This is a genomic window from Kosakonia sp. MH5 (assembly GCF_009935945.1).
In the GTDB taxonomy this organism is placed as follows: Bacteria; Pseudomonadota; Gammaproteobacteria; order Enterobacterales; family Enterobacteriaceae; genus Kosakonia; species Kosakonia radicincitans.
On record NZ_QODH01000016.1, the window covers coordinates 40,011 to 66,975 of the forward strand.

Sequence of the window (26,965 nt, forward strand, 5' to 3'; positions counted from 1 at the left end):
AAAAACCCTCTCCGGGCGGAGAGGGTTTCAGACGGGATTAACCCTTAGCTTTGGCGACGGTAACCATGGCCGCGCGAATAGTACGACCGTTTAAGGTATACCCTTTCTGCATCACGCCCAGCACGTTGCCAGCGGCGATCTCGTCGGATTCCACCATCGCAATCGCCTGATGGACGTTCGGATCCAGCGGAACATCGGTATCAGCAACCACTTCAACGCCGAATTTCTTCACTACATCCAGCATCGATTTCAGCGTCAGTTCGATACCTTCAACCATCGGCGCCATTTCGGCGTTGTTCCTGTCTGCGACTTCGAGCGCGCGATCCAGGCTATCCACTACCGGCAGCAGTTCGTTGATGAATTTTTCCAGCGCGAACTTATGCGCTTTTTCAACGTCCTGTTCGGTGCGGCGACGCAGGTTTTCCATTTCCGCTTTCATGCGCAGAACAGTTTCACGCTCGCGATTTTGCGCTTCGGTTAACTGCGCTTCAAGGTTCGCAATTTTCTCATCGCGCGGATCCACCTGCTCAGCAGAATCGTCAGACTCAACAACTGCCTCAACTTCGTCGTGCTGTTCCATGATAATTTCTTCCGGGGCTTGCCCGTCAGGCGTTTTCTGTTCTTTACTACTCATGAATTTCTCCGCGTTTTTTTGCATTCATCTCGCTAACCTGGCTTATTATGGGGATCAGTTTCCGGGATTCAAGGGAACGTGACAGATTGTCATCATTCATTCGCCACAAGGACCACCAGAACATGACCCTCCATTTCAAGTGTATTGGTATTGTCGGGCATCCACGGCACCCTACCGCGCTGACCACACATGAAATGCTCTACCGCTGGCTTCACGAAAAAGGTTATGACGTCATTGTCGAACAACAGATTGCCCAGGAATTGCAGCTCACGAATGTGAGGACCGGCACACTGGCGGACATTGGTCAGCAGGCCGACCTGGCTGTGGTGGTCGGCGGTGACGGCAATATGCTGGGCGCGGCGCGTACGCTGGCGCGCTATGATATTCAGGTGATCGGCATCAACCGCGGTAATCTCGGTTTTCTTACCGATCTCGATCCAGACAACGCCCAACAGCAGTTGGCCGATGTACTGGAAGGGCATTATATCGCCGAAAAACGCTTCTTGCTGGAAGTACAGGTCTGCCAGCAGAGTTCCCTGCCAGAGTGCCAAAAACGGATCAGCACCGCTATCAACGAAGTGGTGCTACACCCGGGAAAAGTTGCCCATATGATTGAATTCGAAGTATATATCGATGAAATCTTCGCGTTCTCTCAGCGTTCCGATGGGCTGATCATCTCCACACCCACTGGATCGACCGCTTATTCACTCTCTGCCGGCGGGCCAATTCTGACGCCGTCGCTGGATGCAATTACGCTGGTGCCCATGTTCCCGCATACCTTGTCGGCCCGTCCGCTGGTGATTAACAGCAGCAGTACCATTCGCTTGCGCTTTTCCAACCGTCGCAGCGACCTGGAGATCAGTTGTGACAGCCAAATTGCGCTGCCGATCCAGGATGGCGAAGATGTGCTGATCCGCCGCAGCGACTATTACCTGAATCTGGTTCACCCTAAAGATTACAGTTATTTCAATACATTAAGCTCAAAACTTGGCTGGTCGAAAAAATTGTTCTGAAATTCACCGTCAGGACTTTACTGTATATAAAACCAGTTTATACTGTATGAAAACACAGTTATGGTTTTTCATACAGGAAAGCAACCATGTTGGCACAACTGACCATCAGTAATTTTGCTATCGTTCGTGAGCTTGAGATCGATTTTCACAGCGGGATGACGGCTATTACCGGCGAAACCGGGGCGGGTAAATCCATTGCCATTGACGCGCTTGGGCTGTGCCTCGGCGGTCGTGCTGAAGCCGACATGGTGCGCGCAGGTGCTCCGCGCGCCGACCTGTGTGCCCGCTTTGCACTGAAAGACACACCCGCTGCGCAGCGCTGGCTGGAAGAGAATCAACTGGAAGATGGACGTGAGTGTTTACTTCGCCGCGTCATCAGCAGCGACGGGCGCTCCCGTGGTTTTATCAACGGAACGGCGGTACCGCTTTCTCAACTCCGCGAACTTGGCCAACTACTCATACAGATCCATGGTCAGCACGCGCACCAGCTGTTAACCAAATCAGAACACCAGAAGAGCCTGCTCGATGGCTATGCCGGTGAGTATGCGCTCACTCAGCAAATGGCTGAACATTACCGCACCTGGCACCAGAGCTGCCGCGAACTGGCTCAGCATCAGCAGCAAAGCCAGGAACGCGCCGCCCGTGCCGAACTACTGCACTACCAACTGAAAGAACTGAATGAATTCCACCCGCAACCGGGTGAATTTGAGCAGATCGACGAAGAATACAAACGTCTCGCCAACAGCGGCCAGCTGCTTTCCACCAGCCAGCACGCGCTGAACGTGCTGGCCGATGGCGAAGAGGTCAACCTGCAAAGCCAACTCTATACCGCCCGCCAGCTTTTAACGGAGCTGGCAGGTATGGATTCGCGCCTTTCCGGCGTGCTGGATATACTGGAAGAAGCGGCTATTCAAATCAGTGAAGCCAGCGATGAGCTGCGCCATTACTGCGACCGCTTAGATCTCGATCCCAATCGTCTGTACGAACTGGAACAGCGCATCTCCCGGCAGATCTCGCTGGCGCGTAAGCACCATATCGCCCCGGAAGAACTGCCGCAGTTCCACCAGTCTCTACTCGATGAACAGCAGTTACTGGACGATCAGGCCGACTCCCAGGAGACGCTGGCGCTGGCGGTAACGCAGCACCACCAACTGGCGCTGTCCAGCGCGCAGGCACTGCATACCCAACGTGTGAAATATGCTCAGGAACTGAGCGAACTGATCACCGAGAGCATGCACGCACTTTCCATGCCGCATGGCGTGTTTGTCATTGATGTCGATTTTGACGATCGCTCGCTGACGGCAGAAGGCGCAGATCGTATTGAATTTCGCGTCACCACTAACCCCGGGCAGCCGCTGCAACCGATCGCTAAAGTTGCCTCCGGCGGCGAGCTGTCACGCATTGCACTGGCGATTCAGGTGATAACCGCGCGGAAGATGGAAACCCCGGCGCTGATCTTCGATGAAGTGGATGTCGGTATCAGCGGGCCAACGGCGGCCGTGGTCGGCAAGCTGCTGCGTCAACTGGGCGAATCGACTCAGGTAATGTGCGTTACGCACCTGCCGCAGGTTGCCGGTTGTGGTCATCATCACTTTTTTGTCAGCAAAGAGACCGACGGCGCGATGACCGAAACACATATGCAACCGCTGGATAAACGCGCCCGTCTGCAGGAGCTGGCCCGCCTGCTCGGCGGCAGCGAGGTGACGCGCAATGCGCTGGCAAACGCCAAAGAGCTGCTGGCTGCGTAAACTTTTCGGTAATATGACGGTCTGAGTTCTCGATAAAATCGACAACAGACCAGCCCGCAGAGGTTTTAAACTGGCTAAAGGTCTATTATCATCGGCATATTACATATGAGCCACGTATTGTTCGGGCCCGAAAAGGAATCAAATCACTATGCGCTGTAAAATGCTGACTGCTGCCGCAGCGGTTCTCCTGATGTTGACCGCTGGTTGCTCTACCTTAGAACGCGTGGTTTACCGCCCTGATATCAATCAGGGGAACTACCTGACACCAAACGATGTTTCCAAAATCCGCGTAGGTATGACGCAACAGCAGGTTGCTTATGCACTGGGTACGCCAATGATGAAAGACCCATTTGGCACCAACACCTGGTTCTATGTGTTCCGCCAGCAGCCGGGCCACGAAGATGTCACACAGCAGACCCTGACGCTGACCTTCAACAGCAATGGTGTGTTAACCAATATGGATAACAAACCTGCTCTGACCAAAAGCTAAGATCGCAGAAACGCAAAAAGGTGCTCAGTGAGCACCTTTTTTGTTTCCGCTAATAGCGCATTACGGCTTGTTCGCCGCTTTTTCTGCCCGCTGGCGACGCAGCTCTTTCGGATCGGCAATCAGTGGACGGTAAATCTCCACGCGGTCTCCCTCATGTACCACATCATGCAGTTTTGCCGGACGGCTGTAGATGCCCACTTTATTGACCTTCAGATCGATATCGCTGCGCAACTCCAGCAGGCCTGACTGGCGAATCGCCTGCTCAACGGTCGCGCCCTCTTCCAGCGTCACCCGTTGCAGATACTGCTTTTCCGGCAGTGCATAAGCCACTTCGACGGCAATTTTACCCGACACGGTAAACCTCTTTCGCGCGAAGAGTAAACGCCTGCACCATATTGGCCGCCAGCTCTTTAAAGATGCGACCAAAGGCCAGCTCAATCAGCTTATTGGTAAATTCAAAATCAAGCTGAAACTCAATGCGACAGGCATCGGCACTGAGCGGCGTAAATTTCCAGCCGCCCATCAATGATTTAAAAGGTCCATCGACCAGATGCATCAAAATGCTTTGGTTAGCAGCCAGCGTATTGCGCGTGGTAAACGTTTTGCTGATCCCGGCTTTGGAAACATCGACCGCCGCCGTCATCTGCGTCGGCCCGGCTTCCAGCACCCGGCTGCCGGTGCAGCCAGGCAAAAACTTAGGATAAGATTTCACATCGTTCACTAACTGATACATCTGTTCCGCGCTGTAAGGCACCAGCGCAGTACGGCTAATCTGAGGCATAAGGTTTTCCGCGTTCACACAATCGTCAAATAATACCATTTCCGTCGGATGAAAGGAAAACGCTAAGCCGGAACTCATGCTAAGATAACGCGTTAAACCTCACAGGACGCAATGAGGTCAGTTTCAGATATCAGATTACCGGATGGCTTCACGACATTATGACGAAGAAAAAAGCACATAAACCAGGTTCAGCCACCATTGCGCTGAATAAGCGCGCCCGCCATGAATACTTTATCGAAGAAGAATTTGAGGCCGGGCTGTCACTGCAAGGCTGGGAAGTAAAATCCTTACGCGCAGGTAAAGCTAACATTGGCGACAGCTACGTTATTCTGAAAGACGGCGAGGCGTTTCTGTTTGGCGCAAACTTTACGCCATTAACCGTTGCCTCCAGCCACTATGTGTGCGACCCCACACGTACCCGTAAGTTACTGCTGAATCAGCGCGAACTGGATTCCCTCTACGGCCGCATCAATCGTGAAGGCTACACCGTCGTCGCGCTGTCGCTGTACTGGAAAAACGCCTGGTGCAAAGTGAAAATTGGCGTAGCGAAGGGTAAAAAACAGCACGATAAACGCTCCGATCTGAAAGAGCGCGAATGGCAGCTGGATAAAGCCCGCATCATGAAAAACGCCGGGCGCTAACCCGCACAGCCCTCTCACACCGGGAGAGGGCAACACGGCTTTCCGGCTTCTCTTGTTTATCCCACTAAATTTTTTCCTCGAATAACGCTTCGATAGAACAAATGCCGCTCAGAATATCCTCAACTCGCATTATCAGGCCGTTTGCCGCGATATGGACTGGTATGCTGCGTCATAAATCTGTTATACTCAGCGAACACTTTTGGGGCTGATTCTGGATTCGACGGGATTTGCGAAACCCAAGGTGCATGCCGAGGGGCGGTTGGCCTCGTAAAAAGCCGCAAAAAATAGTCGCAAACGACGAAAACTACGCTTTAGCAGCTTAATAACCTGCTGAGAGCCCTCTCTCCCTAGCCTCCGCTCTTAGGACGGGGATCAAGAGAGGTCAAACCCAAAAGAGATCGCGTGGATGCCCTGCCTGGGGTTGAAGCGTTAAATCTAATCAGGCTAGTTTGTTAGTGGCGTGTCCGTCCGCAGCTGGCAAGCGAATGTAAAGACTGGACTAAGCATGTAGTACCGAGGATGTAGGAATTTCGGACGCGGGTTCAACTCCCGCCAGCTCCACCAAAATTCTCCATCGGTGATTACCAGAGTCATCCGATGAAGTCCTGAAAGCCCGCACGGCGCAAGCCCTGCGGGCTTTTTTGTACCTTCGATTTGTCCCGCGAAGTCTGATGCCAACTAATTAAATCCGAACCTTTTAGGCACCTTGTTAGGCACCTCATAAAGCTTTATTGTTTTTGAGGTGCCTAAAACTATGGAAACCCGGCAATGGCAAGACAAACCAAACCTCTATCCGTTAAAGAAATCGAATCTGCTAAACCCAAGGAAGCGGACTACGTTCTCTATGATGGCGATGGCCTTGAGCTACTGATCAAATCCAGCGGGAGTAAAATCTGGCAGTTTCGCTACATTCGCCCTGTCACCAAGAAGCGTGCGAAGAAGAGCATAGGCCCCTACCCGTCAGTTACTCTTGCCGATGCCAGAAACTATCGCGCAGAGTCTCGTTCTCTTCTGGCGAAACAAATCGACCCTCAGGAACATCAGCAAGAACAACTTCGCAGTTCGCTGGAAGCTAAAACCAATACTTTCCAACTCGTAGCTGAACGATGGTGGAATGTGAAGAAAACCAGCGTAACCGAGGACTATGCCGCCGATATCTGGCGCTCTCTTGAAAGAGATGTCTTTCCTGCAATTGGCGACGTTAGCGTTACAGATATTAAAGCTCACACACTGGTTCAGGCCGTCCAACCGGTTCAGGCCAGAGGAGCACTGGAAACCGTTCGTCGCCTGTGCCAACGCATTAATGAGGTCATGATCTATGCCCAAAACACAGGGCTGATTGATGCTGTTCCCAGCGTTAATATCGGTAAAGCCTTCGAGAAGCCTCAGAAAAAGAACATGCCCAGCATTCGACCGGATCAGCTACCTCAACTGATGCAGACAATGCGAACAGCCAGCATTAGCCTTTCCACACGCTGCCTTTTCATGTGGCAACTTCTTACTATTACCCGCCCTGCCGAAGCGGCTGAAGCTCGCTGGGAAGAGGTAGACATAGAAGCGCGAGAGTGGAAGATTCCTGCTGCACGCATGAAAATGAACCGCGACCATACTGTTCCATTGTCAGATGAAGCAATTGCGATACTGGAGATGATGAAACCGTTAAGTGGAAATCGAGAATTTATATTCACTAGCCGTATCAAGCCCAACCAGCCCATGAATAGCCAAACCGTTAACGCATCACTAAAACGTGCAGGTTTTGGTGGAGTGCTCGTTTCACACGGTCTGCGATCTATCGCCAGTACAGCCCTTAATGAACAAGGCTTCCCACCTGATGTTATTGAAGCCGCGCTGGCCCATGTGGACAAAAATGAAGTACGTCGCGCTTACAATCGCAGTGATTATCTTGAGCAACGTCGCCCAATGATGCAATGGTGGGCTGACTTCGTTATGGCTGCTGATCGCGGAAGTATGATTGAGGGAGGTATGAAAGGAATGCGTTTAGCGGTGTGACGGATAACTAATGACAGTTCCTACTTTAGTACTGCGCTGAATGAGGCTTTAAATTTCAGCCCCATAAGTGCCAAGAGCAGAAGTTAACAGTTTTTGGAGTCAAGCTAATTAGCATAAAATCACTCAACTGATGGGATATGGAGCAGCAAAAATAAATGACGACAAGGCTGTATGCACAAAAATCGATCTTCGATCTGGAAGTAATCTTCGAGCGGTCGCGCAACAATGCTAGTGAACTTGAACGGCTGTTAAACGAGCTATCCTTCCGCAATACGGCCAAGGCACGAGCGTTGACCACTAAAATCGAGCAAGCCCTAATCGCACTTAGCGGTCACAGCGTGGTCTCCATGTCAGGTTCCAGTCCATCAGCGCGTCATCCCGATTCACCGTCCACGCAATCTTTCCAGGTTGTGCCCCGCGATGCGCCTGCAGCGGTATTGCAACTGCAACCGAAGACTAGCCCAGACTCTGCCATGCGACAGCCATTCGGCAACGACAAAATCGACCTGGGTCCGCTCCCGTCTTTCTCTCCATCAGGTAAGGCGAATGATACGCGCGCGATACTGGCAGCATGGACAGCCCTCGAGGCGCTGTCGCCTCAAGGCTATAAGCGCCCAGAAGATATGGCAACCGGCGACCGCTCCAGGATTGCTCTATTGGAGCGAGGCGTTCCGTGGGGACCAAATGCCCGTAGCAAGCCCAACCATAAGCTTTATTTCGAGGTTGTCCTCGGCGCTATCGCTCTCGACAAGGCGACGGACGAACTGGTCAAGGTTTTTGGCGAGGATGAGGAGCGTTCACGCCCGGACGGCAAGAAAGCGGCCATCGGCTCGATCCTGATCGACAAGGAAGGTTATGTGCTTGAGGACAAAGGCATCGCCGTTTCCAGTTTTGCCTGGGCACTCAAGCCGGCTCTCGATCTGAAGCTTGGGAGCTTAGGGAATTGGCCTAATGTTGAGCCGCGCATTATCGAGCATCTGGATCGAATGGTTCGCCGCCACAACGAGGATGGAGAACCCATACCGATCGATTTGGATGTCGTTCTTAACGCTTACAAATGGCTTGTATCTCAGTTCGGTGTACCCGAGCATTTGGTTGAGCCACCCACATTCGCGATTAATGTGTTTCATCATTTCAAGGCAAAGGCGCCGCCTGAACCTTCGTTACTGAATTCCTTCTATCTAGAAGATCTCGGTGAAGCGACCAAATTGCTTGAGACGGGCAAAGCTGGAACCGGTTTGCGCCGCTACATGGGAATTGGCAGGCCTGACCAGAAAATCGACCTGCTATCGCCCATTTCCGCAGTTGAGCCGTTCGTCGCACCGTCGCTCATGCCGCAGGCTCGTTGGCCTTCGAAAGGCGGCCATCCATTGGTGCTGCTTCAACAGGCAGCCGTGAATGCGGCGCGTTCTGAGCTGAATGATGCTCCAGGTATCATCGGCGTCAATGGGCCACCGGGTACCGGAAAGACCACTCTTCTGCGGGATATCGTCGTTGGTTGCATTCTCGATCGGGCTACGGCGATGTCCGGCTTCGACAAGCCTCAGGATGCCTTTTCCACAACAGGCGAGAAGCTGGCATTCGGCTCCAATGCCTTCCTGCACTTCTACAGGTTACATGCATCCTTGAAGGGCCATGAGATCGTCGTAGCGTCCTCCAATAATAAAGCGGTCGAAAACGTCAGCAAAGAACTTCCCCTCAAGGAAGCCAATGGTCGCCATGAACAGATCGCCTACTTCCGGTCCATCAGCGACCTGATCGCGAACCCTAAACGCGCTGGCTATTTCGAAGCCGAGGGAGACACCCTCTCCGATCCTATCGAAACCTGGGGATTGATCGCCGCTGCACTCGGTAAGAGCAGCAACCGAGGCGCGTTCCAGCAAGGTTTCTGGTGGAATGAGGACGGCGGTTTCCTTACCTACCTGAAAGCAGCTCGCGGCATAAACGTTATCCGTGAGATCAAGGACGAACGAACTGGCGCAATCATTGATCGCGTGATACCCAGCGTGGTCGTCAATGAGCGGCCCAGCACCAACGAAGCGGACGCTGCTGCGGCCTGGCGGAAAGCGCGAACCGCATTCCTTAAACTCAAGGAGACGGTAGACGCCGAAATCGCCAGCATCGAAGAGATGCGACGGGATATACAGGAGCTCAAGGGAGCGACCACCGAACTTCAAAGGGTGGAACAGCGTCGTCCGAGTCTGACTGAAGCCGTCGAACAGGCACACCAGATTGCTGAATCCTGCCATCGGGAGCATGAGAAGGCAAAGTCGCAGATCGAGCAGGACAAGACCTTGCTCGATAGCCATCTTGCTGGCCGTCCTGGGTTCTTCTCCCGCTTGTTCGGGACTGCGAGCTGGAAATCGTGGAGATCGACACTGCAGAAGCTCTCGGCAACCTTGCAGCAATCAGTCTTACGGGCGAAGGATACGGACGATGCCCTGGAGATTGCAAGGACTGAGTGGAGCAATGCTCAGTCCCAGTTGCAACAACTCGACCAGGAAATTTCCAGCAAATGTCAGGCTGTCTCGAAATTGAAGGCAACCGAGGCACAGGCACGAAACCGCATGGGAGACAGGGTCGTTGATGAGAGATTCTTCGAGCGCGAGCACGAGGCTATCCACCTGACTGCGCCATGGCTTCCCGATGAGGTTCATCGCCTGCGGGAGGATCTTTTCGCCGCTGCCCTGACTGTGCATAAAACGTTCATCGATGCTTCGGCCAGCCGCTTGCAACACAATCTTGGGCTATTGATGTCGGGCATGGTGGCTGGTGCCTTCAAATCCCCCGCTCACCGTGAACTTCTCCCCGATCTTTGGTCGAGCCTTTTCATGGTTGTGCCGACTGTGTCCACGACGTTCGCCTCTGTTCGGACGATGTTCGGGGATCTGCCACCAGAGAGTATTGGCTGGCTTCTGGTCGATGAAGCGGGCCAGGCCGTTCCTCAGGCAGCAGTTGGAGCTATCATGCGGGCAAAGCGCTCCATCGTGGTAGGCGATCCGTTGCAAATCCCACCTGTGGTTTCACTTCCTGAAAAGCTGAATGCCGAAATCTGCAAGTTCTTCGACATTGACCAAATCGAATGGTCTGCTCCCGCAGCATCTACGCAGACCCTTGCTGATCAGGCATCGCGCTTCAAATCCACCTTCGTCATGGACGTAGGTGATCGAGAAGTCGGGCTACCACTCCTCGTTCACAGGCGCTGTCAGAACCCAATGTTCGATGTCTCTAACTCCATCGCCTATGCCGGGCAGATGGTCCATGCTGTCGGGCCCAAAAGGCCTGGACCTATCGGCTCGGTGTTGAGGCGATCTCGCTGGATCGACGTCAATGGCGATGCCGAGACAAAGTGGTGCCCTGACGAGGGCGACACGGTTGTGCAGTTGCTCAAAGATTTGGCTGCATCGGGCATTACAAATCCGGACGTCTTTATCATCACACCATTCAAGATCGTGGAGCAGAACATGCGTCGGCGTCTCGACATTGAGACTGATCTGCTGCGGGCGTTCGGCGTAAAATTAGATGAGTGGAGCCGCGATCGTATAGGCACGATCCACACGTTCCAGGGTCGAGAGGCGGACACGGTCATCCTGTTGCTGGGTGCACCGAAAGCTAGCCAACAAAGGGCGCGTCAGTGGGCGGCAAGCCCGCCAAACATAATCAATGTAGCCGTCTCACGCGCCAAGCAAAACCTATATGTGATCGGCTCTGCTGCAGCATGGGCAGGGGCGGGAACTAGCCTGCAGGTCTTGCAGCGGCAATTGGCGCAATCAACCTAACAATCTCCGAGGCGACCCTCGCTGTTGAGGGTGCATCGCGACTAATCTTCAACTTATCTCCGTAACGGGCCGACAGCTGTGTGCCAAAAGCGGAAGTTGGGGTTGCCAGAGACTCTCTAAAGGTTGATGATTAGTTTTGCAGGGATACTTACAGCGCCAAGCAGAACAGACAAACCACAATCTGTGTGAGGTAAATCCAGAAATTTTTGTCACTGGATTTCGTTGTATTAACATCTTCAGCCGTATGACTTGTTGGGTATCTGAATCTTGATAAGGAAGCAAAATGCTTGAAAACTACGTCTGCAAAATCTATGTGAGTAAAGATCCTAGCTTTAGTAAAAATCTCGAAGCAACTGCATTTGGTTTCAATGATAAGGGACAGCTAAAAGTCCTCACCGCAGCCCATGTTGTTACTGATGCTCTTGGAAAGGAGTACCCCAGTAGCAATACCCAAAAACTTTATGTCATATTCCATAATCATCTCGGACCAGTGAATACTGTGCCCGTTCCTGTCGATTTCATTCTTAATAACTGTAATGACAGTAACAACTTTAAAGACAATTATCCGTTTGTAGATAGTGCTGAGATGAAGTTACCAGCTGATATCAAACAGCCTGTATCCCAGTATTTTAAAGCGCGTAATCCCAAAGAGAATATGCATACATTCGGTGTGGGATATCCACTGGATCAGACTGTACTTTCAACAGTCTTTGGCAAAATTCAAAGTATTTTTACCGAAGATTGTGAAAATCACCGTGGCCAGCATTACACATCTCGCTTTGTAATTTCACATAACAACAGGCAAGGATGCTCAGGTGGACCCTATATCATATCCGACGGGGACGAGTATTATGTAATCGGTAGCCTGATTGGTGAAATGTTTGGCAAAAAAGAACATTCATGTCCAACCCTGTCTGTTCAATCATCTGCTGATTTTTAGCACTGTCTGTTTTCGAAGTAGTTTTTTTCGGGTAAACACTTGAAGGCGTATGCATTCACTATCAACAAAACTCATTAGAACTCACAATCGTGAACTGGAAAGTACGCCAATAGTAAGTCATGATTCCTGCATCACTTTTATGGTGCATTTTTCACCAAATACACAGCAATTTTTAAATGTGAGGCCTATTGTGGACGCTACTGAATCTGAAGAGCTCGAAAAAATTCGCCAGAAGGCAATGAATGAAGTAAAGGGTGCTCTTCAGGCGCTTGAAAATAAGTTCCCGGGGATTACTGAGGGCGTTGCAGCATTAGCGGGTTCAGGCGTCGGCGCTGCGGCTTCCTTTGGTGCTCTTTATACTCTTGGAACAACGGGCGTTTCAGCAGCAGGTATAACCTCCGGACTTGCGACCGCAGGCTCTATCGTCGGCGGTGGCATGGTGGCAGGAATCGGGGTTCTGGCCGCGCCTGTAGCAATCTTAGGAATTGGCGGGTACGCGGTATTCAAACACAGAAAAAATGCGAAACTAACAGCCGCACTGAGTCAGGCCATTCAAAAGCTCTACGATGTTCAGGAAAGATTAATGTCGAACGCTGAGTATTTTAAGGCAGAAATTGCTGGCATCAAGGCGACGATCGATATGCTTTCTAAAAAAGCCCCCAAAGGTAGCCTAGTCGCGGTGAGGTAAATGCATGAGTCAGTCTCAATATGATGATGAACTCAGGGCCATCCGCTATATTCAGCTTCGTGGCCAGGACATCTCGAGCGTTCACGAAACAATAAACAGTGATATAGAGAGCCTTAAGGTGCAACTGTCTGGGCTCATTAGCGGTTCTGAACTTGATGAATCTGAGCATAAGGCGCTCAAAGAGCTTCATTTGCGAGAAATGACCCCCTCTGATGCCGCCATACATTCTACTACCTTGCAGACTATCCATAGCGAAGCTTCTCAGCGTGTCTCAGGTGACATCGGTCTGGCCAACATACTTGCCACAGATGATCTGGCTGTTGTAGATGCCCGGATCCAGAATCACATTAAAGAGTTTAATGACCGCTACGCGCTTGACGCCTGGGATTATGCTATTGCCTGCAGTTGCGGGATCATAGCATCCATGCTGGATTTACTATGCGTCAGAGCCCCGCCAAAGCCTACCGTGAGCTATACAGCAGAAGTTGATGGTATTTTCAATAAACAGGTGCAGAAAGCCTTTAATGCCATATTACCGGAGGATGTCAGTAAAAAACTATCCGACATGTTCCGAATAGGGGCACCAGACAGTTCGGTTACCAGTGATTTAGTGGACGCAAGCGGTAGCGTTTTGTCGCCAATAAATCATCGCTTACGTGCTTTGTCGCATGATCCCATACTGGGCATTATTTTCGGCATAAAGGATATGCTGAACGGGACGTGTACGGTGGTTCAGGATGGTCAAATAGTGGTTTATCCCTCTAAGAAAGGCGTAACGGACGAAACCAATATTTTCAGACTCATTGCCAGAATGTTTGGACACCTTGCATCGGATGTAAATGCCCCCTCCGCAAACGGAAACCGTGGCATGGGTCTACCGGCCCCCTTTATGGGGCTACTTCGTATGCTTGAAGGCATCCCTGTAGGGAGTTCTAATTTTGGAAAACAAATCGAGTACATGTACGTCAACGGGTATGACTTCCGTCAGTTTATCGTGACGAGTATTCCGATGACCATAATGGAAATTTTGATGCGGGTTTTCTATGTAGCGAAACAGGTATCGCTGGGTAAAGGAGCTTTTGGAGAGACCTTAATGGATACCATGCCAATGCGGCTAAATCCACGCTTCAGGATGATGCTTGCCTTGGGTTACGGAACTTCCAGTGCTGTTAATGCAGGTAAAATGTATATCACCGGCAATATTCTTAATGCCAATTACGCGTCCTGGATGGGGTTAGCCTGGAATGGTTTTCACTCACTTAAGTGGTCCTTATATCAGCGTCATTTGAAGCTATGGGACGGCATTGAGAAGACTGAACTGGAAAGGCTTCAGAACAGCATAAACGAAATTGAAGCATTGACTACTAGGGCGAGAAACTTGCCAGTCTAGTGCCAGAAAGAGGCTCGCCATATAAATCTCTATGTGCCCTTCATTAATGAGAGAAGTATCCCAGCAAAATCAACCATTAAATTTTTGAATATTTGCGGTCTTTTTGAGGTGGCAGATGTCAGCTCCTCGCTCACTACAGACCTTGCCGAGCATGAACTCCTTCTGTGTCCAGGTGTGGAACAATCTGTGTTGTTCAACGGGGAGCAGGTCAGAGCAAATCTGATAGTCAGGCAGAGTTTGAGATTACGCTAGGGACTAAGTTAAGCAGTCCTGTCATCGCAAAGCTAAATTAGCGTCAAGAAACGCTTTAGGCTGCCGAAATATACATTTAGCGTTATTCCTGAAAATAAACAAAATGGATTGATCCGTATGAAGAAACTCTTACTTCTTGTTCCACTGATGTTTACTGTGCCGGTACAGGCTTCTGAAGTCACGGTAGGTCAGGTTTGCAAGGCTGCTTCTGCTGCGATGTTTGGCCGTGACCATAAGATCATGCAGTTGGATAAAGTCGAATCAGGCATTGCCTACGTACATTATATCCGACAGAACGATGGCACCCGTTGGGCAATCAAGTGCAAACTTATAGGTGATCAAGTTATGTGGGCATCTGACAATCCTGACAGCACCGGTCGCTGGCGGGATGATCCTGCAGATAGTACGGTCAAATATGCTATTGATGGTAAAAAAATTATTATTACCGAGCTCTACAGTGACGGTTCCAATACCACTAACTCTTATCCATTGAAGCAACTAAAGTAACTCAGATCTGCTCTCGATTGATTAAGACACCTCAATGTTAGTCATGTTGTTGGAGTTGCAAACTTCCGCTTTTCGCTGTGAGTTCAACCAGCTGGTTGGTCCGATCCGTGCCAAGTGAGAACATTGCTAACATCAATCGGCCCCGATCTACGGGAGAGCAGATTGCCCTTATTACGTAGCTAATTTACTGAAGGTACTGATTCAACCAAATACAAGTACCTTCAATATCATACGCTTTTTCCCCATACCCTTTCGCAAGCAGGGACTCTGGTAAATACTCGTCATATTTATCCAGGTACTTTTCTGGAACATCGTTGGCAAGATCAAATACAGATGGTAAGCCTGACAACAGCATTTCTTTCAGCGCGTGTTGAACGGTGGCTACACTTGAATTGTCGATCTCTATAACACCAGCAAATGAATTGGCTTTAAAGCCACAACGTATGAGCAAGGCTGTAATCGTATTCACAACTTTATCCCCCATCCAGGGGATTACGTAACAGTGTTGCCCACTCGTAATAAAGTACTCATTTTGCAGGTTATAACGTTGGAAGTTACTACAGCCTTCTGCAAAGAGTCCTCTGGCGGTAGCGTCGGCATAATCTACTCTCTTGCTACCTATCGCTATGCGGTAATCATTTTCCCTATAGATAGCGAGCATCTCCTGACGAACGGCATCATGAACAGACATTCCTCCCCCACTAAATTGTGGTGGCTGACCGCCTTTGGTTGCCTCTACATAGATAACTTTTTTCTCTGTATCGATCTCTGTAACTTTCCAGCGCCGCCCACCGAAGATTATGTGTTGGTCTGGTAGCAGTGGTGAGTCCACAGGCACTGTCCCAAGGGTTCTGTTTCCTGTGACAATGCGGAATTCTTCTGGTGTATTGAACACGGCATAAAATGTGTAATGGTTAGTCAGTTTTTCCCCCTCTGCCCCAACAACCATTTCGCCGCTAGCAAGTTGAGTGAGCAGGCCACATGTTCCCATATGCTTAAGCAGGCTTTTGAAATCGCTTAAATCTACATTTCTAAACGGCCCTGTCTGGCATAGTTGTGACCAGAGCTGATCAGCACGAACTCCGCCCCATTGTGCGGTAATAGCAAGAATCTGGTGTAGCAGCGTGGAGTAATGCATCTGTCGAGCATCAGCTGGTTCAAACCATTGTCTAGAGATCATCAGTCTGATCATTGCCATCGACTGGACCAACTGCAGCCGTAGGTAGTCAACGATGCTGCTAGTCGCGGTAAGCTCATTTTCTGTAATTAGCATTCTCAGCACTGATGGGGAGTCGCGTCGCCCAGAACGCCCCATACGCTGACGCAAACTGGAAACCGAATGTGGAGGCGTAACTTGTATAACCGATTTAACCTTACCGATATCAATACCCAACTCAAGCGTCATTGTACAAATAGCTGTGGTGGGCAAATTTCCTTTCTGAAGACGAGTTTCAAGCGCCTCACGTAATTCCCTAGCAAGGGAACCATGGTGGGGAAAGAATTCATTGGGAACAATATGTTCTTCACACATGTCGCTCAGCGTTGCCGCAATACTTTCAGTACGCTTTCGACTGTTTGCAAAGACCAAATGGGAATCACCACGGCAAAGTCTAAAAATGTCAGCGCAGACGTCATTTTCAGCTGAACTCTGAAGTTCTTCTCCTTTTGGGAGCACTCGTTCCAGATAACCTTTGACCTGTACCTGAATAGTGGCCGTGCTATTACTATCTGTAACAGTTACGCAGGGTAGTCGTTTGTCCGGGCGCAACAGTTCGGGCACTTTCTCCAGTTCCCCCAGAGTGGCACTCAACGCTACGCGGGGAATTGGATTTACCTGGCGTCCTAGCACATGGTCAATTCTATTGAGCAGAGAAAGCAGCTGTACGCCACGCTCTGAGCCAATAAAAGCGTGAAACTCATCAATAACAATGTATGCAGCTGAAGAAAACGCCTGTTTGAGCCAGCCCATTGAGTTTATGAGCAAAGACTCAAGTGACTCAGGTGTAATAAGTAAAATGCCAGCCGGGTTCGCCCGTACCTTCTTTTTTTTGCTTTGTGGTACATCCCCGTGCCAGGGAGTCACTGGCATTTCCAATGCATCTCCAAGGCTCTCAAGACGACGGTGCTGATCGTTAATCAATGCCTTCAACGGGCTGATATAGACGATACCAAATCCATTAGTGAGATCTGCAACCGCCGAACAGGCAGGAAGAAAGAAAGCCTCTGTTTTACCCGCTGCTGTACCTGCACTAATTAGCACGTCTCGATCACGGGCTAAAATTGCCGGGATAGCACTCTCCTGCAAGGGCCTTAATGTAGACCAACCCTGCTTGTAAACCCACTTACGGACGCGGGGATCGAGACTATCGTAGGCACTGCTCATAGCTTAAAGTTCGCCAGGCCGTCGTCGTCATCGCTTTCCTCCACAATGGCATCATCCATATCGCTGGGTCTGTCCTCTTCAATCGCCACACCCTCTATTAGTGCTTGCCAGTTCATCGTTCTGTTTTGTTCCAGCACGGCCAACATATCCAGGAAACCTTTTATGGTATTACGGGGGGTACGGAAGTAAGCGTCTCCAATAGTTTTACTACAGTGATGCAGAAATCCAGTCAGTGCATCATCTGGTACCAGATAATTCTCTGGCTCTCCGCCTGCATAAACATGGCGAAGATTTTTCAGTAAAATATACAGTTCCTCAGGAGTGAGGCTGGCAAGATGCAAAGTGGGAGACGAGTAGTCAATCACTCCTGCTTTCTGCGCGAACCGATTTTCTGCCAGACGCGATTGGAGCGCCTCATAGCTGTAAAGACCTTTACGCGGATCGAAAAGAAATTCTGGCGTACCCCCGAGGATAAAACCAATGTTCTCGGCTGAGCCTTGCAGGCAGTCGTTCAGTATCCGTAAAATTTGTTCGTAGTTCGCGGTTCTTGCTTGCGTATTATTCAGTTTAAAGAGGTTCACCATTTCGTCGAGGCTGACCAAAAGACCGGCATAGCCTGCCTGGCGGATAAAAAGGCTCATCAGCTTCAAAGAATCATAGAATGAAGCGTCTGAGATAATAGTCCGAACGTCGAGATCGTTACGGGCATCAGTTTTGGTGGTGTACTCTCCCCGCAACCAGCGAATGGCATTGGATTTTAGCGTTTCGTTATCCTGCTCGTGCCCGCGCCAGAATGCATCAATGACCTTCGCAAAGTCATATCCGCCCACCATATCTGACAGAGCAGCCAGGCGTTTATGAATAACTGACGAAACCTGGGAGCCATCCATATCAGCTTCCTTTCGTGCCTCAGTAACGAACCTTTCAACCACGCTAAGTAACGCATTACCATCCGGTTTGTTTCTGGTGGACATGTTTTTCATAAGCTCTGAGTAGAGATTACGAGCCTGACCTCCCGATGAATGAATTCGTCTGTCAGGAGAAAGGTCAGCACTGACTGACACCAGTTTCTTCTCCAGCGCAATAGAGCGCACAACACTCAGAAAGAACGTTTTACCTGAACCATACTCACCGATGATAAGTCTGAAGCTTGCGCCACCGTCAGCAATCCTCTCAATATCCTGATGGAGAGCGGTTATCTCATTCACGCGGCCAACCTGGATATGCTGAATGCCTATCCTTGGCGTTACACCTGATTTAAGTGACTGAATAATAGCGTCGCGTTCTTTCACTCTTATACGTGTTACAGACATTCACTATCCCTCTAATTCTTTGGCAATTTCCAGATCAACCCAGATATCATCATCGGCATCGTCCAACACCGGAGCATCAACCACCGCATAGGACCAGTCATTGATCACCTCAAGCGCACCGCCGAGCATCAAATTCAAATTTCCGCACAGCTCTGTCGCCTCTTTTCGGGACCACTGTTCTTTCTCCAGCAAACTGCGATAAAGCTGGCTATGTGCGGGGTCAAGGCCTCCCTCCTCCGTTAATGAGGCTGGAGCGCTTTCTGGTTCTTCCGGTTCTTCTTCGGTGAAAATCGTGTTCAGTAATTTACGAACATCATCCGTGGCAGATTCGTGGTGGGCAAGTACATTAGCATCCAGTCTGAACCCTGCCGTTGGCTGCTCAGTTGGTACAGACGAAACGAGATCATGTTCAGTTGCGGAATGCTGATGGATATTGCTTGATACAGATAATGGATCCAGACCCAGGCTTGAATAAATCTTCTCAAGCTGTTTGATTTCGGCAGGCGCTATTGTGCCATCCGAGCAGGCAACACTAACAATAACTTTACCCACTGCTGATTTTTCCGCAGCCCCCATCAACTCAATCCTGCTTTTCATTCCCGTCATATTGGCTGGGGTATGTAACTGCCACGTTAAATATGCGTGTAGAGAGCGCTTTTCATCATCAGTGAAGCCAGTATTGTTGTTGATAGCATTCTCAAGCACTTTCTGTTCGGCTTGATCAAGAGAATTATCAATCAAGGCGACCATCGCCCCTAATCTGAGCGTCATTACTGCTGAGATAAATTCAGGAGAAGGTGAGAAGCGTCCATCTTCACCGGCAGGGAACAGAACAAGAGCGCCATCGACGTCTGCCTTCACATGGTGGTAATACGGATCAGGTGCCAGGCAGTAACCCATTTTCTGTGCAAAGGCCTGCATCAAGTCGGCCTCTTTTTTATTAATCTTCGCTGGACAGCTGGCATTCATATGGGCCCAAAAATCAGCAACTGAGACTACCCCCTCCTTATTGAGGATCGCCTCATCAGCCCAGCGTTTGAATGAGCTTAATATTTTTTCTGCACTTTCATTAACGATCTCTGAAGGCAGCAACATAATTGCAGCAGTATCATTTACTGAGGTGCCTTTCCTACCAAGGTAGCGACTATATGCATCAAGTTCATCTGTACATATATCGGCAAGGGCAATAATTTTCTGAACCGGGCCCTTCAATGCACTTGGGTCAGGCAAGTCAGGAACAGGAAGACGAATGCCTCGCAAACTGGGGCTTGCAGGTGTGTAATCTAACCGCAGACGTGTTTTATTCGCCTTAACGACCATCCCTTCACCATATTTGAGGGTATAACGCCGTTTGAAAAGCGCAGCAAATTCTTTGGCACATCGGCGAGAGGGGGTACGCAGCGCGTATTCGGTATGGTTTATTACCCAAGCCAACGCCAGTTCGGCTGATACAGGCATTCCCTCATGTACAGTTTTAGCCAAAGCCAGCTTAAATTGCATGCCATTACTGAAACCTGATGCACTATCGAGATCTGTGGCCAAATCCATGTCCGGGCGCAGAATAGACATGGCTTCGAGTAATTGTGTCGAATATCCACGGAAGGAACGGTTCTCGCTGAATACCGACCTTAACCGACCGACTTCATTGAACAGGTTACAGAATTCAGCATCAGGGAAATTTTGGTCAGCGGAATCTACAAGCGCTTTTCTTTCCAGACCGTAGAGATATATAAAGACATAGCCTATAGGACACGATGAGTCGGACCTATCACTGGCAAGCCAACTGACATACGCACCGCGTGCTTCTGGTGAAAGAGAGGAAAACCTGGGCCAGTATCCTAATGAACTGTCTTCGTAAAAATAAGAAGTGGGTTGTATTTTACACGTGTCATCAATTAATGATGCCTCACTTCCATCGTCATAATAACCGTTTAGCTCCTGTCCAGTGGGCTTCATACGTTGCCCCAGATAAATGTGACCACCGGTAATTGTTACACCAGCTACAGTTATCATCTCACCCGGAAGTACCCATCGAGCAAATGCGCCTGCTGACTTTGAGGTATTCCGGTAATGATTGGTTGTCACCCGAAGTTCGACACCCTGACCGCTGCTCAGTGTAAAAGTTGCCAAGTTGTCATCTTCGCTATCATCTTTTTGCACAACCGTCCCTTTTTTCTTGGTGTCAGCGCTCCATTCTGCTGCTTTTGGTGGTGCTTTGACGCTTCTGGAAACAGGAGACCCTGCAGATTTATGCCTTTTCTTTTTGAAAAACAAAAAATAAATGACATAAATCGCTGCTAAAAATATCCATAACTCCATGAGCATAAACCTTAAAAATGACTTCTCACAGACACCAACAGAATGGCGAGAGAAAGCAGGGCAAGTGGAATAATCTCAAAATAATACTTCTAAATTGCTAGGGTTAAAAGCAAATCGCAATCAAAATTAACCAGTTGATTTAAATGATAAAAATCATTTAATAATGAACTTAACCAGAAGTGAATTTTTAAGGATTAAAAGCAGTGACCTGTGATGGCAGAGGCGGCACTACAGGCCATGGATAAATTCTCCGGTACGTGGGACAGCTGGTACCCATAAAAAAGCCGAAGCTGGCAGGCAAATTGGGCCAATCTTGCGACGTTCTTTGCTTACCCGGCAGACATCCGCAAAATCATCTACAAGTCTCATTCCATTGAGTCGATGAACAGCGTGATCCGGCGTGCCATCAAAAAGCGCAAGATGTTCTCAACAGATGAATAAGTGAAAGAAGTCGTATGGCTGGCTATCCAGTCGGCATCACAAAAATGTACGATGCCGCTGAAAAGATGGCGTATCGTTTTATTATCAAGCTCAGTGCTCTTCTGGACGGCCACTTCTGAGAAAAGGCAGTTACACTGAATCGTATACACGATCTCAAGCCCCGTACCGGACTATCGATTTTACGACCCCCCGATACGTTTTTGTACCGCCTTCGAGAACGCCGCTTTCACTCTCTTGTCTTTAATTGACCACTCTTCCAGCAACCTGCTCTGGCTTGCCTCCGTCATCGCCGCGTCCCGTGTGTCGTTTTTATCCTGTACGGAAGGCCATCCATGCTTCCCAATATAGGGCCGTAATGCTTTAATAATATCGTCGATGGCTTCCCTTTTAGTTTCCCAGGCACCGGGCTGCGCTTCCAGCCGTTTTATCACTTCTTCTTTAATGCCATCAAAACGTGTCGCTTTGACTTTTCCGCCATAAGCAGAATTAAGCTTATGTTGCTCTCTGTTCATTTTACCTGCTACGGATTCACAGCGTTTCAGACCGCGCTCCAAAAAAGCGATGGCATTCCGCATCAGTTGCACGGCATGTTGTGGATCCGATTCCAGAGCCGATGTTCCCCTCGCCCAGTGTTGTTCAGCCTCGAACATATCGTTCCTGATCCGTTTTGCCATCCATTCAGAGGGCCTGAAGGCCTTCAAATAACGCTGCCATTTTTTCTCTCCGTGATTGTCAGCAAATATTCGTGCTAAATCCTCATCCTTCGTTTGCCTTCCGGTGTGTAGCACTACAATGAATTCAGTATCTTCATTCCTCCATATTCTGAAAATATGTTTCTGTCTGATCCCAAGATGAAAACGTAACGCTTTTCTCTTTTTACGAAAGACGGTGCGTAACTCATCAGGGGAAAAATCCCGTTCTAAATCAGCCATAAAGTCCCTCTTTACTGAATGAATAATTTGTACTCAAACAAATTGCTCTGTCTGACACAACATGCAAACCAGGAACAAAGAACATTGCTGCTCTTAACCAGATGCCTGCAACATCACAACATCGGGCTTACCCGTGACCAGCACCACTTGCGCAAAAAAAACAATCTGCCATCAATAAAAAAAGCGAAAAAACGCTCTCTATAATCATCTATCCAATTGTTATAAATGGACTTTTTCACTACAGCCACCAGACGGGTGCCATTGCCTCTTCCGGCGCCATACAATTACATCCATATCGAAAGAACAGGGGGTAAAGTAAACGGATATGTCTGCACAAAACATCAGGATACTGCGTATTCGCGCCGTTGTTAACAAAACGGGCATCGCCCGCTCTACCATATACGACTGGATCAACCCAAAATCGCCGCGCCACGACCCGACCTTTCCGAAACAGCGCAGGCTGGGAATGCAGTCTGTCGGCTGGCTTGAGTCAGAGCTGGATGCATGGCTGCTGGAACGCCAACGGGTATCATAAGCCATCAGATAGTGTTGGTATAAAAATGAAAGGGAGATACACAGGTTATATAACAAGGCGCTAGTTTAAATACGCACTCGTTACACCATATTTCCACCATTTGTAAACAAACTGAAAATAATTATTTAGCTAGCATGGCCCATTATTTTTAAATAAGAGTTTTGACGTCTAATTATTTTATTACACACAACACTAACCTATTACTAAAAAATAGTAATCCAGGAGGATATTACATGCAGAATTTATTGCCAAACTCGGTCGTTCCGAAAATGCCAGCGCCTTATATTCCCGTACAAAACAGGATCCCGGAGAGTTACCCTGTCTGTGCTTTCCCGCCGGTGATGCAGGGTGTCATTGATGCTCTTTATAACGAGACGGGTATCCCGGCGGAATTGATAGCGGGTGCCGTACTGGCAGCAGCTTCCCTCGCCTGTCAGGCTCATATTGAAGTAGTACCACCACACTCATCGGATCCGATGCACTGTGCACTGTATTTACTGGCTCTGGCTGTCTCAGGAGAAGGTAAGACCAGTATCAGCAAAAAGGTGATGAAGCCTTTTTACCGGTTCTCTGAGCAAATGAAGCAGCAGCACGATTGTCTGATGAAGGCACACCTGCGTGCTGACAATATCTGGAAAATACATCAGAAAGCACTGACCAGTAATCTGTACACTGCCATCAAAAACGGTTCTGAGGGGACAGAGGAAGAGCGGCTGTTAAATGAGCATGCAGAAACCCGGAAGCAGCCTCCGGCCCGTCTGGCGATGCTTTATGATGACACCACCGCAAAGGCGCTCCTTGAAGGCCTGAGTCGGTATTCTGAAGCCGGGGTGGTCTCAGATGAAGCGATTACCTTTTTTAAGGGGTATCTGAAAAACAACCTAGGTTTACTTAATAAAGCCTGGGATGGGGAGACCTATGAATACCGCCGCACGGGCGGCGAAGAGTACGATATCAATGCCTGCCTGACCCTGTCATTAATGGTTCAGCCTCCGGTATTTGAAAATTACCTCTGTAACCACGGTGAACTTAGCAAGGGCAGCGGTTTTCTGTCACGATTTCTTTACATCAATACCATCAGCACGCTGGGTCGTCGCCGCGCGAATACTGGTCACGCTCAGTCTGATGAAGCATTAAATGTATTCCACCGGAAAATTAACCAATTGCTTGATAAGCAGAAGGCTCGTTTTTATAGAAACGACTCGCAGAAACAAACGCTCAGGTTAACTGATGATGCGACCGTTTACTGGACAGAAAAACAGTCAGAACTCAGCCGTAAAATAGGTCCCGGACAGCAACTGGAGCATATCGGTGAAATTGCAGCCAAAGCGGGGACTAATGCTCTCAGGGTTGCAGCTGTTCTCACGCATATACATTCACCTGACATTTTATGTATTTCGAAGGGGGTTTTACAGGCCGCCTTCAAAATTGTGGAATGGCACCTTGAAGAAGCGGAAAGGCTTTTTTTCCCTTCTTCTGAACGGAATGCATTTATGGAAGACGTTTACGAAATGTTCGGGTGGCTTAAAGAGAAATTTCTCGATAGTAAAGGATATCCACTCAGGAAAAATGAGGTAAACCGGTACGGCCCGAATCGACTGCGTGACGCCAGTAAATCACAATCTGTTTTGGAGCAGTTAATCGCACTGGGTCTGATTTGTTTTATTAGTCCTGGCCGTCATTCTGCGGTGTATATTGCCATGCCTTCCCTGGAAAATCGTAACTCATGGCGTATTCCACCGGAATTCTGGGAGAACGGACACAACCCGATTATTGCATCGTCAGAGAATGTCACTGGCAGGTATACTTTTGAATACTTTGACTTTAACAGGCTGGAATATTAATTAGGGCATCTAACTGCAGAGGCCCGGATGGCCAGAACGTACATTGGTTAAACGTCTTCGAAAAACAGTCACAAAGGTAAAAACCCCGCGCCAGTCGCTACTGGTAGCGAACCGCGCGGGGTTTTCTCAGAATGCAGTGATAAACAAACAGATAATGACGACAGGTGGAAAGCTCTATGAAAATTAATCATTAACAGCTACCAAAATCTGTAATTTAATATAATAATTCTGCTAGTGTATTTCTTACTCATTTGAGACAAACATATTGATATTTAATCAACACCAATCAATAAATATATCCAACGATACATAAAAACATCACCACCGTTATTACCAATAAAATCAATAATACTATTTCTATATTTTAATAAGAGTTTAATCATGGCTATATGCAAAAGAAATAACTGCACTATCAGGACAGGTAATTCACTTGCTGAACGCATATTACGATTATGCCCAGCACATTATCAACGTAAGCAGGTAAATGCAGCAAGACGAGCAAAAAGAGCGACATTAATATGCCAGTATCCCGCCTGTGGTATCAGTATCTCTGATACCCGTAATCAGCATTATTGCTGTAAAGAGCATAGGGATAAAGCTCGCAGGTTAATTGATGACGATGCTATTGTGAGATTGGTTAAGCATTCTTACTGGCTCAATGTGGAGGCTATTCTGAAAAATAATCCACTGGGACTGGGGAGCATTAACAGTCCGGACGACATTGCAGACCTCATCCTGTTATATCAGCGCAAGGCAGGCCATCAGAAAGCATATAACATACTAAACGGGCATAGAGTTACCGATACGACAAAACGGTTAATCCCTTGGCTGGAGTTGGAACTGTGCCATATTTACCCTAATTCCAAAGGAGGAGCTAATACCGCCAGGAACATTATCATCGCGCCTGCCGCTATAAATCGGATGATGAAGGATTTTATCCCCTGCAGCCAGTCAGGCGTACTGAGTGGTATAAAGGCGACGGAAACACCTCAACCGATCAAATCCACATTACTGAAGGCACTAACGAATAAGTACGGCTCGTATGCCGTACAGGAAGCGCTGTCCGGGGTTAAGCATCTTGCTTTTGCTGATTTAAGTTTGTCACGCAGGCTGTTTGGTACAGATATTTACGCATTTCCCCCACTGGCACGTCTGTTGAAAGAGGAAGCCTTACGCCTAGATTTGTTATCACTACGGGAAATACTGGTCTGCACTGAGGCCAGCACTTGGCTACAGGCCGGGCCTGCGAATGAATTATTTGTCGTTGCCGCATTTCATGCATTACTGAATGGCGACGCTGACTGTCTGCTGGAGCAATGCTATCGTTTAGTCAATGAAATCAAGGTGAAGCACAAGCGAGAGACTCAACAAATCTACCGTGAATTTCAGTATCTATTCAGTCAGTACATGACACGATATTTTCATACGGACATCAGTGACCATAGAGCCTGCAATTGCTTTTATAACCGTTTTTTTAGTGTTCCCCCTGTCACGGAATATGGCATCTGCGCCATACCGCCTCAGTGAGGAGCTCACTCAGTCCTTGTTCAATAAAATTTCAGGTATATATCACCCTTCTGAAGTGAAACCAGGCCATCGATAAACTCGGGCAAGGTTTACGGTAAATATCTTTGCTGAACCACGATCTATTTTGTCGATCGGTTCGATCGAATTTCATCGTTATCCCCTTCATTTTTGCAGCTATAAAATCCCAATGGGATGCTTATGGCTGTCAGTCTTCTATTAAAAATCATGTAGATACCCTTTCCGGGTAGCGCTATACGAAAACCAGAGGTGCTTAAAAATGAACAGAAAAATGATTCACCCTTTACTGCTGACCTGTGCGCTGGTGCCAGCAGTGGCAATGGCCTTCGGAAATCAAACCACCTGGACCCGGGGCTGGGGCCAGGGAGTATCAGAGTTTGTTATCAAGGGGAAAGGCAAGTCTCAGCCTTATCTGGCCTGTGAGGACGACGGCACGCAACCCGCCACAGTCATCTTCACTGATACCACTGGGCATCAGGCCAGCATGGACAGTGACAAAACGCTTCAGGTCCGGATTGACGATAGTGACCCCATTGATATCAGTGAGTCCGACAGTCGGGGCGGGGATAACAATCTCGCGCAGGCCTGGAATGCCCTGAGAACCGGTAAGCAGGTGCAGGTCACCGGGAATGGCGTCCTGCCCGCGCTGTTCACACTAAAAGGTGCAGGCAACGTCCTGCCAGAATTCGGCACTCATGGCTGCGTCTCGAAAGCGTCACTCTGACCGCGGCAGATACTGTTCTTTACTGTCCCCCACACATTCTCTCCCGCATCTTTCCG

21 protein-coding genes, 1 other RNA gene and 1 pseudogene are annotated in these 26,965 nt (G+C 49.0%); 16 read left to right on the top strand and 7 right to left on the bottom strand.

The window, feature by feature from the left end:
- Positions 1 to 37: 37 nt before the first annotated feature.
- Positions 38 to 634, bottom strand: coding sequence for a nucleotide exchange factor GrpE (gene grpE / locus DK872_RS25360; protein ID WP_007370704.1), 597 nt, complete (start codon positions 632 to 634; stop codon positions 38 to 40).
- 122 nt (positions 635 to 756) lie between these two features.
- On the opposite strand from grpE, the gene nadK reads away from it, so the two are divergent.
- The 3 genes from nadK to bamE all read left to right on the top strand — a co-directional run bounded on the left by nadK (position 757) and on the right by bamE (position 3,885).
- Positions 757 to 1,647 (top strand): NAD(+) kinase, encoded by an 891-nt coding sequence (gene nadK / locus DK872_RS25365; protein WP_035888376.1) that lies wholly within the window; start codon positions 757 to 759, stop codon positions 1,645 to 1,647.
- Positions 1,648 to 1,733: 86 nt separating this feature from the next.
- On the top strand, positions 1,734 to 3,395 hold the full coding sequence (recN, locus tag DK872_RS25370; RefSeq protein ID WP_161518946.1) for a DNA repair protein RecN: 1,662 nt from the start codon (positions 1,734 to 1,736) through the stop codon (positions 3,393 to 3,395).
- Between the two features lie 148 nt (positions 3,396 to 3,543).
- Positions 3,544 to 3,885 (top strand): outer membrane protein assembly factor BamE, encoded by a 342-nt coding sequence (bamE, locus tag DK872_RS25375; protein ID WP_007370700.1) that lies wholly within the window; start codon positions 3,544 to 3,546, stop codon positions 3,883 to 3,885.
- Between the two features lie 60 nt (positions 3,886 to 3,945).
- Here bamE and DK872_RS25380 read toward each other — a convergent pair whose 3' ends face one another.
- Both DK872_RS25380 and DK872_RS25385 read right to left on the bottom strand, forming a co-directional pair.
- Positions 3,946 to 4,239, bottom strand: coding sequence for an RnfH family protein (locus DK872_RS25380; protein ID WP_007370699.1), 294 nt, complete (start codon positions 4,237 to 4,239; stop codon positions 3,946 to 3,948).
- The gene (locus DK872_RS25385) at positions 4,229 to 4,666 is read right to left on the bottom strand and encodes a type II toxin-antitoxin system RatA family toxin (protein WP_035888475.1); all 438 of its coding nucleotides are present in this window, start codon (positions 4,664 to 4,666) and stop codon (positions 4,229 to 4,231) included. The genes DK872_RS25380 and DK872_RS25385 overlap by 11 nt, the downstream gene beginning before the upstream one ends.
- 158 nt (positions 4,667 to 4,824) lie before the next feature.
- Between DK872_RS25385 and smpB the strand changes: the two genes are divergently transcribed.
- The 8 genes from smpB to DK872_RS25425 all read left to right on the top strand — a co-directional run bounded on the left by smpB (position 4,825) and on the right by DK872_RS25425 (position 14,873).
- Positions 4,825 to 5,307: an SsrA-binding protein SmpB gene (smpB, locus tag DK872_RS25390; RefSeq protein ID WP_007370697.1), complete on the top strand. Its 483-nt coding sequence runs from the start codon at positions 4,825 to 4,827 to the stop codon at positions 5,305 to 5,307.
- A gap of 201 nt (positions 5,308 to 5,508) precedes the next feature.
- Positions 5,509 to 5,871: a transfer-messenger RNA gene (gene ssrA, locus DK872_RS25395) on the top strand.
- Positions 5,872 to 6,075: 204 nt separating this feature from the next.
- Entirely contained in the window at positions 6,076 to 7,317 is a 1,242-nt protein-coding gene (locus tag DK872_RS25400) for an integrase (RefSeq protein ID WP_161518947.1), read from the top strand.
- A gap of 155 nt (positions 7,318 to 7,472) precedes the next feature.
- Entirely contained in the window at positions 7,473 to 11,096 is a 3,624-nt protein-coding gene (locus tag DK872_RS25405; protein ID WP_161518948.1) for an ATP-binding protein, read from the top strand.
- Between the two features lie 283 nt (positions 11,097 to 11,379).
- A complete protein-coding gene (locus DK872_RS25410) occupies positions 11,380 to 12,036 on the top strand; it encodes a trypsin-like serine protease (RefSeq protein ID WP_161518949.1) in 657 nt (218 codons plus the stop codon).
- A 49-nt stretch (positions 12,037 to 12,085) separates the two neighbouring features.
- Positions 12,086 to 12,724: a hypothetical protein gene (locus DK872_RS25415; protein WP_237656254.1), complete on the top strand. Its 639-nt coding sequence runs from the start codon at positions 12,086 to 12,088 to the stop codon at positions 12,722 to 12,724.
- A 4-nt stretch (positions 12,725 to 12,728) separates the two neighbouring features.
- Positions 12,729 to 14,114 carry a hypothetical protein gene (locus DK872_RS25420; RefSeq protein WP_161518950.1) on the top strand — a complete coding sequence of 462 codons (1,386 nt, stop codon included), beginning with the start codon at positions 12,729 to 12,731 and terminating at the stop codon, positions 14,112 to 14,114.
- Between the two features lie 369 nt (positions 14,115 to 14,483).
- Positions 14,484 to 14,873, top strand: coding sequence for a hypothetical protein (locus DK872_RS25425; RefSeq protein ID WP_108701900.1), 390 nt, complete (start codon positions 14,484 to 14,486; stop codon positions 14,871 to 14,873).
- A 184-nt stretch (positions 14,874 to 15,057) separates the two neighbouring features.
- On the opposite strand, the gene DK872_RS25430 is transcribed toward DK872_RS25425, so the two are convergent.
- From DK872_RS25430 to DK872_RS25440, 3 genes are read right to left on the bottom strand one after another with little or no spacing between them, the layout of a single operon-like run.
- Positions 15,058 to 17,256 (bottom strand): DEAD/DEAH box helicase, encoded by a 2,199-nt coding sequence (locus DK872_RS25430; RefSeq protein WP_161518951.1) that lies wholly within the window; start codon positions 17,254 to 17,256, stop codon positions 15,058 to 15,060.
- Entirely contained in the window at positions 17,253 to 18,569 is a 1,317-nt protein-coding gene (locus tag DK872_RS25435; protein ID WP_161518952.1) for an ATP-binding protein, read from the bottom strand. Before DK872_RS25435 ends, DK872_RS25430 begins: the two co-directional genes overlap by 4 nt.
- A 3-nt stretch (positions 18,570 to 18,572) precedes the next feature.
- The gene (locus DK872_RS25440) at positions 18,573 to 20,888 is read right to left on the bottom strand and encodes a TerB N-terminal domain-containing protein (protein WP_161518953.1); all 2,316 of its coding nucleotides are present in this window, start codon (positions 20,886 to 20,888) and stop codon (positions 18,573 to 18,575) included.
- A 219-nt stretch (positions 20,889 to 21,107) separates the two neighbouring features.
- Between DK872_RS25440 and DK872_RS25445 the strand changes: the two are divergent.
- Positions 21,108 to 21,448: pseudogene (locus DK872_RS25445) on the top strand (transposase); the annotation flags it as partial.
- A gap of 60 nt (positions 21,449 to 21,508) precedes the next feature.
- On the opposite strand, the gene DK872_RS25450 reads toward DK872_RS25445, so the two are convergent.
- On the bottom strand, positions 21,509 to 22,261 hold the full coding sequence (locus DK872_RS25450; RefSeq protein ID WP_161518954.1) for a hypothetical protein: 753 nt from the start codon (positions 22,259 to 22,261) through the stop codon (positions 21,509 to 21,511).
- Between the two features lie 325 nt (positions 22,262 to 22,586).
- Between DK872_RS25450 and DK872_RS25455 the strand changes: the two genes are divergently transcribed.
- From DK872_RS25455 to DK872_RS25470, 4 genes are all read left to right on the top strand, one after another.
- Positions 22,587 to 22,796, top strand: a complete 210-nt coding sequence (locus DK872_RS25455) for an AlpA family transcriptional regulator (RefSeq protein ID WP_161518955.1) — start codon at positions 22,587 to 22,589, stop codon at positions 22,794 to 22,796.
- A 233-nt stretch (positions 22,797 to 23,029) separates the two neighbouring features.
- Positions 23,030 to 24,640: a YfjI family protein gene (locus DK872_RS25460; RefSeq protein ID WP_161518956.1), complete on the top strand. Its 1,611-nt coding sequence runs from the start codon at positions 23,030 to 23,032 to the stop codon at positions 24,638 to 24,640.
- A gap of 381 nt (positions 24,641 to 25,021) precedes the next feature.
- Positions 25,022 to 26,167 carry a hypothetical protein gene (locus tag DK872_RS25465; protein WP_237656255.1) on the top strand — a complete coding sequence of 382 codons (1,146 nt, stop codon included), beginning with the start codon at positions 25,022 to 25,024 and terminating at the stop codon, positions 26,165 to 26,167.
- Positions 26,168 to 26,444: 277 nt separating this feature from the next.
- Complete coding sequence (locus DK872_RS25470; protein ID WP_161518957.1) at positions 26,445 to 26,909, top strand: hypothetical protein; 465 nt, start codon at positions 26,445 to 26,447, stop codon at positions 26,907 to 26,909.
- Positions 26,910 to 26,965 lie beyond the last annotated feature (56 nt).

Coding starts and splice junctions, on each gene's coding strand:
- grpE (WP_007370704.1), bottom strand. CDS start 634: ATGAGTAGTAAAGAACAGAAAACGCCTGACGGGCAAGCCCCGGAAGAA.
- nadK (WP_035888376.1), top strand. CDS start 757: ATGACCCTCCATTTCAAGTGTATTGGTATTGTCGGGCATCCACGGCAC.
- recN (WP_161518946.1), top strand. CDS start 1,734: ATGTTGGCACAACTGACCATCAGTAATTTTGCTATCGTTCGTGAGCTT.
- bamE (WP_007370700.1), top strand. CDS start 3,544: ATGCGCTGTAAAATGCTGACTGCTGCCGCAGCGGTTCTCCTGATGTTG.
- DK872_RS25385 (WP_035888475.1), bottom strand. CDS start 4,666: ATGCCTCAGATTAGCCGTACTGCGCTGGTGCCTTACAGCGCGGAACAG.
- smpB (WP_007370697.1), top strand. CDS start 4,825: ATGACGAAGAAAAAAGCACATAAACCAGGTTCAGCCACCATTGCGCTG.
- DK872_RS25400 (WP_161518947.1), top strand. CDS start 6,076: ATGGCAAGACAAACCAAACCTCTATCCGTTAAAGAAATCGAATCTGCT.
- DK872_RS25405 (WP_161518948.1), top strand. CDS start 7,473: ATGACGACAAGGCTGTATGCACAAAAATCGATCTTCGATCTGGAAGTA.
- DK872_RS25410 (WP_161518949.1), top strand. CDS start 11,380: ATGCTTGAAAACTACGTCTGCAAAATCTATGTGAGTAAAGATCCTAGC.
- DK872_RS25415 (WP_237656254.1), top strand. CDS start 12,086: ATGCATTCACTATCAACAAAACTCATTAGAACTCACAATCGTGAACTG.
- DK872_RS25420 (WP_161518950.1), top strand. CDS start 12,729: ATGAGTCAGTCTCAATATGATGATGAACTCAGGGCCATCCGCTATATT.
- DK872_RS25425 (WP_108701900.1), top strand. CDS start 14,484: ATGAAGAAACTCTTACTTCTTGTTCCACTGATGTTTACTGTGCCGGTA.
- DK872_RS25430 (WP_161518951.1), bottom strand. CDS start 17,256: ATGAGCAGTGCCTACGATAGTCTCGATCCCCGCGTCCGTAAGTGGGTT.
- DK872_RS25435 (WP_161518952.1), bottom strand. CDS start 18,569: ATGTCTGTAACACGTATAAGAGTGAAAGAACGCGACGCTATTATTCAG.
- DK872_RS25440 (WP_161518953.1), bottom strand. CDS start 20,888: ATGGAGTTATGGATATTTTTAGCAGCGATTTATGTCATTTATTTTTTG.
- DK872_RS25450 (WP_161518954.1), bottom strand. CDS start 22,261: ATGGCTGATTTAGAACGGGATTTTTCCCCTGATGAGTTACGCACCGTC.
- DK872_RS25455 (WP_161518955.1), top strand. CDS start 22,587: ATGTCTGCACAAAACATCAGGATACTGCGTATTCGCGCCGTTGTTAAC.
- DK872_RS25460 (WP_161518956.1), top strand. CDS start 23,030: ATGCAGAATTTATTGCCAAACTCGGTCGTTCCGAAAATGCCAGCGCCT.
- DK872_RS25465 (WP_237656255.1), top strand. CDS start 25,022: ATGGCTATATGCAAAAGAAATAACTGCACTATCAGGACAGGTAATTCA.
- DK872_RS25470 (WP_161518957.1), top strand. CDS start 26,445: ATGAACAGAAAAATGATTCACCCTTTACTGCTGACCTGTGCGCTGGTG.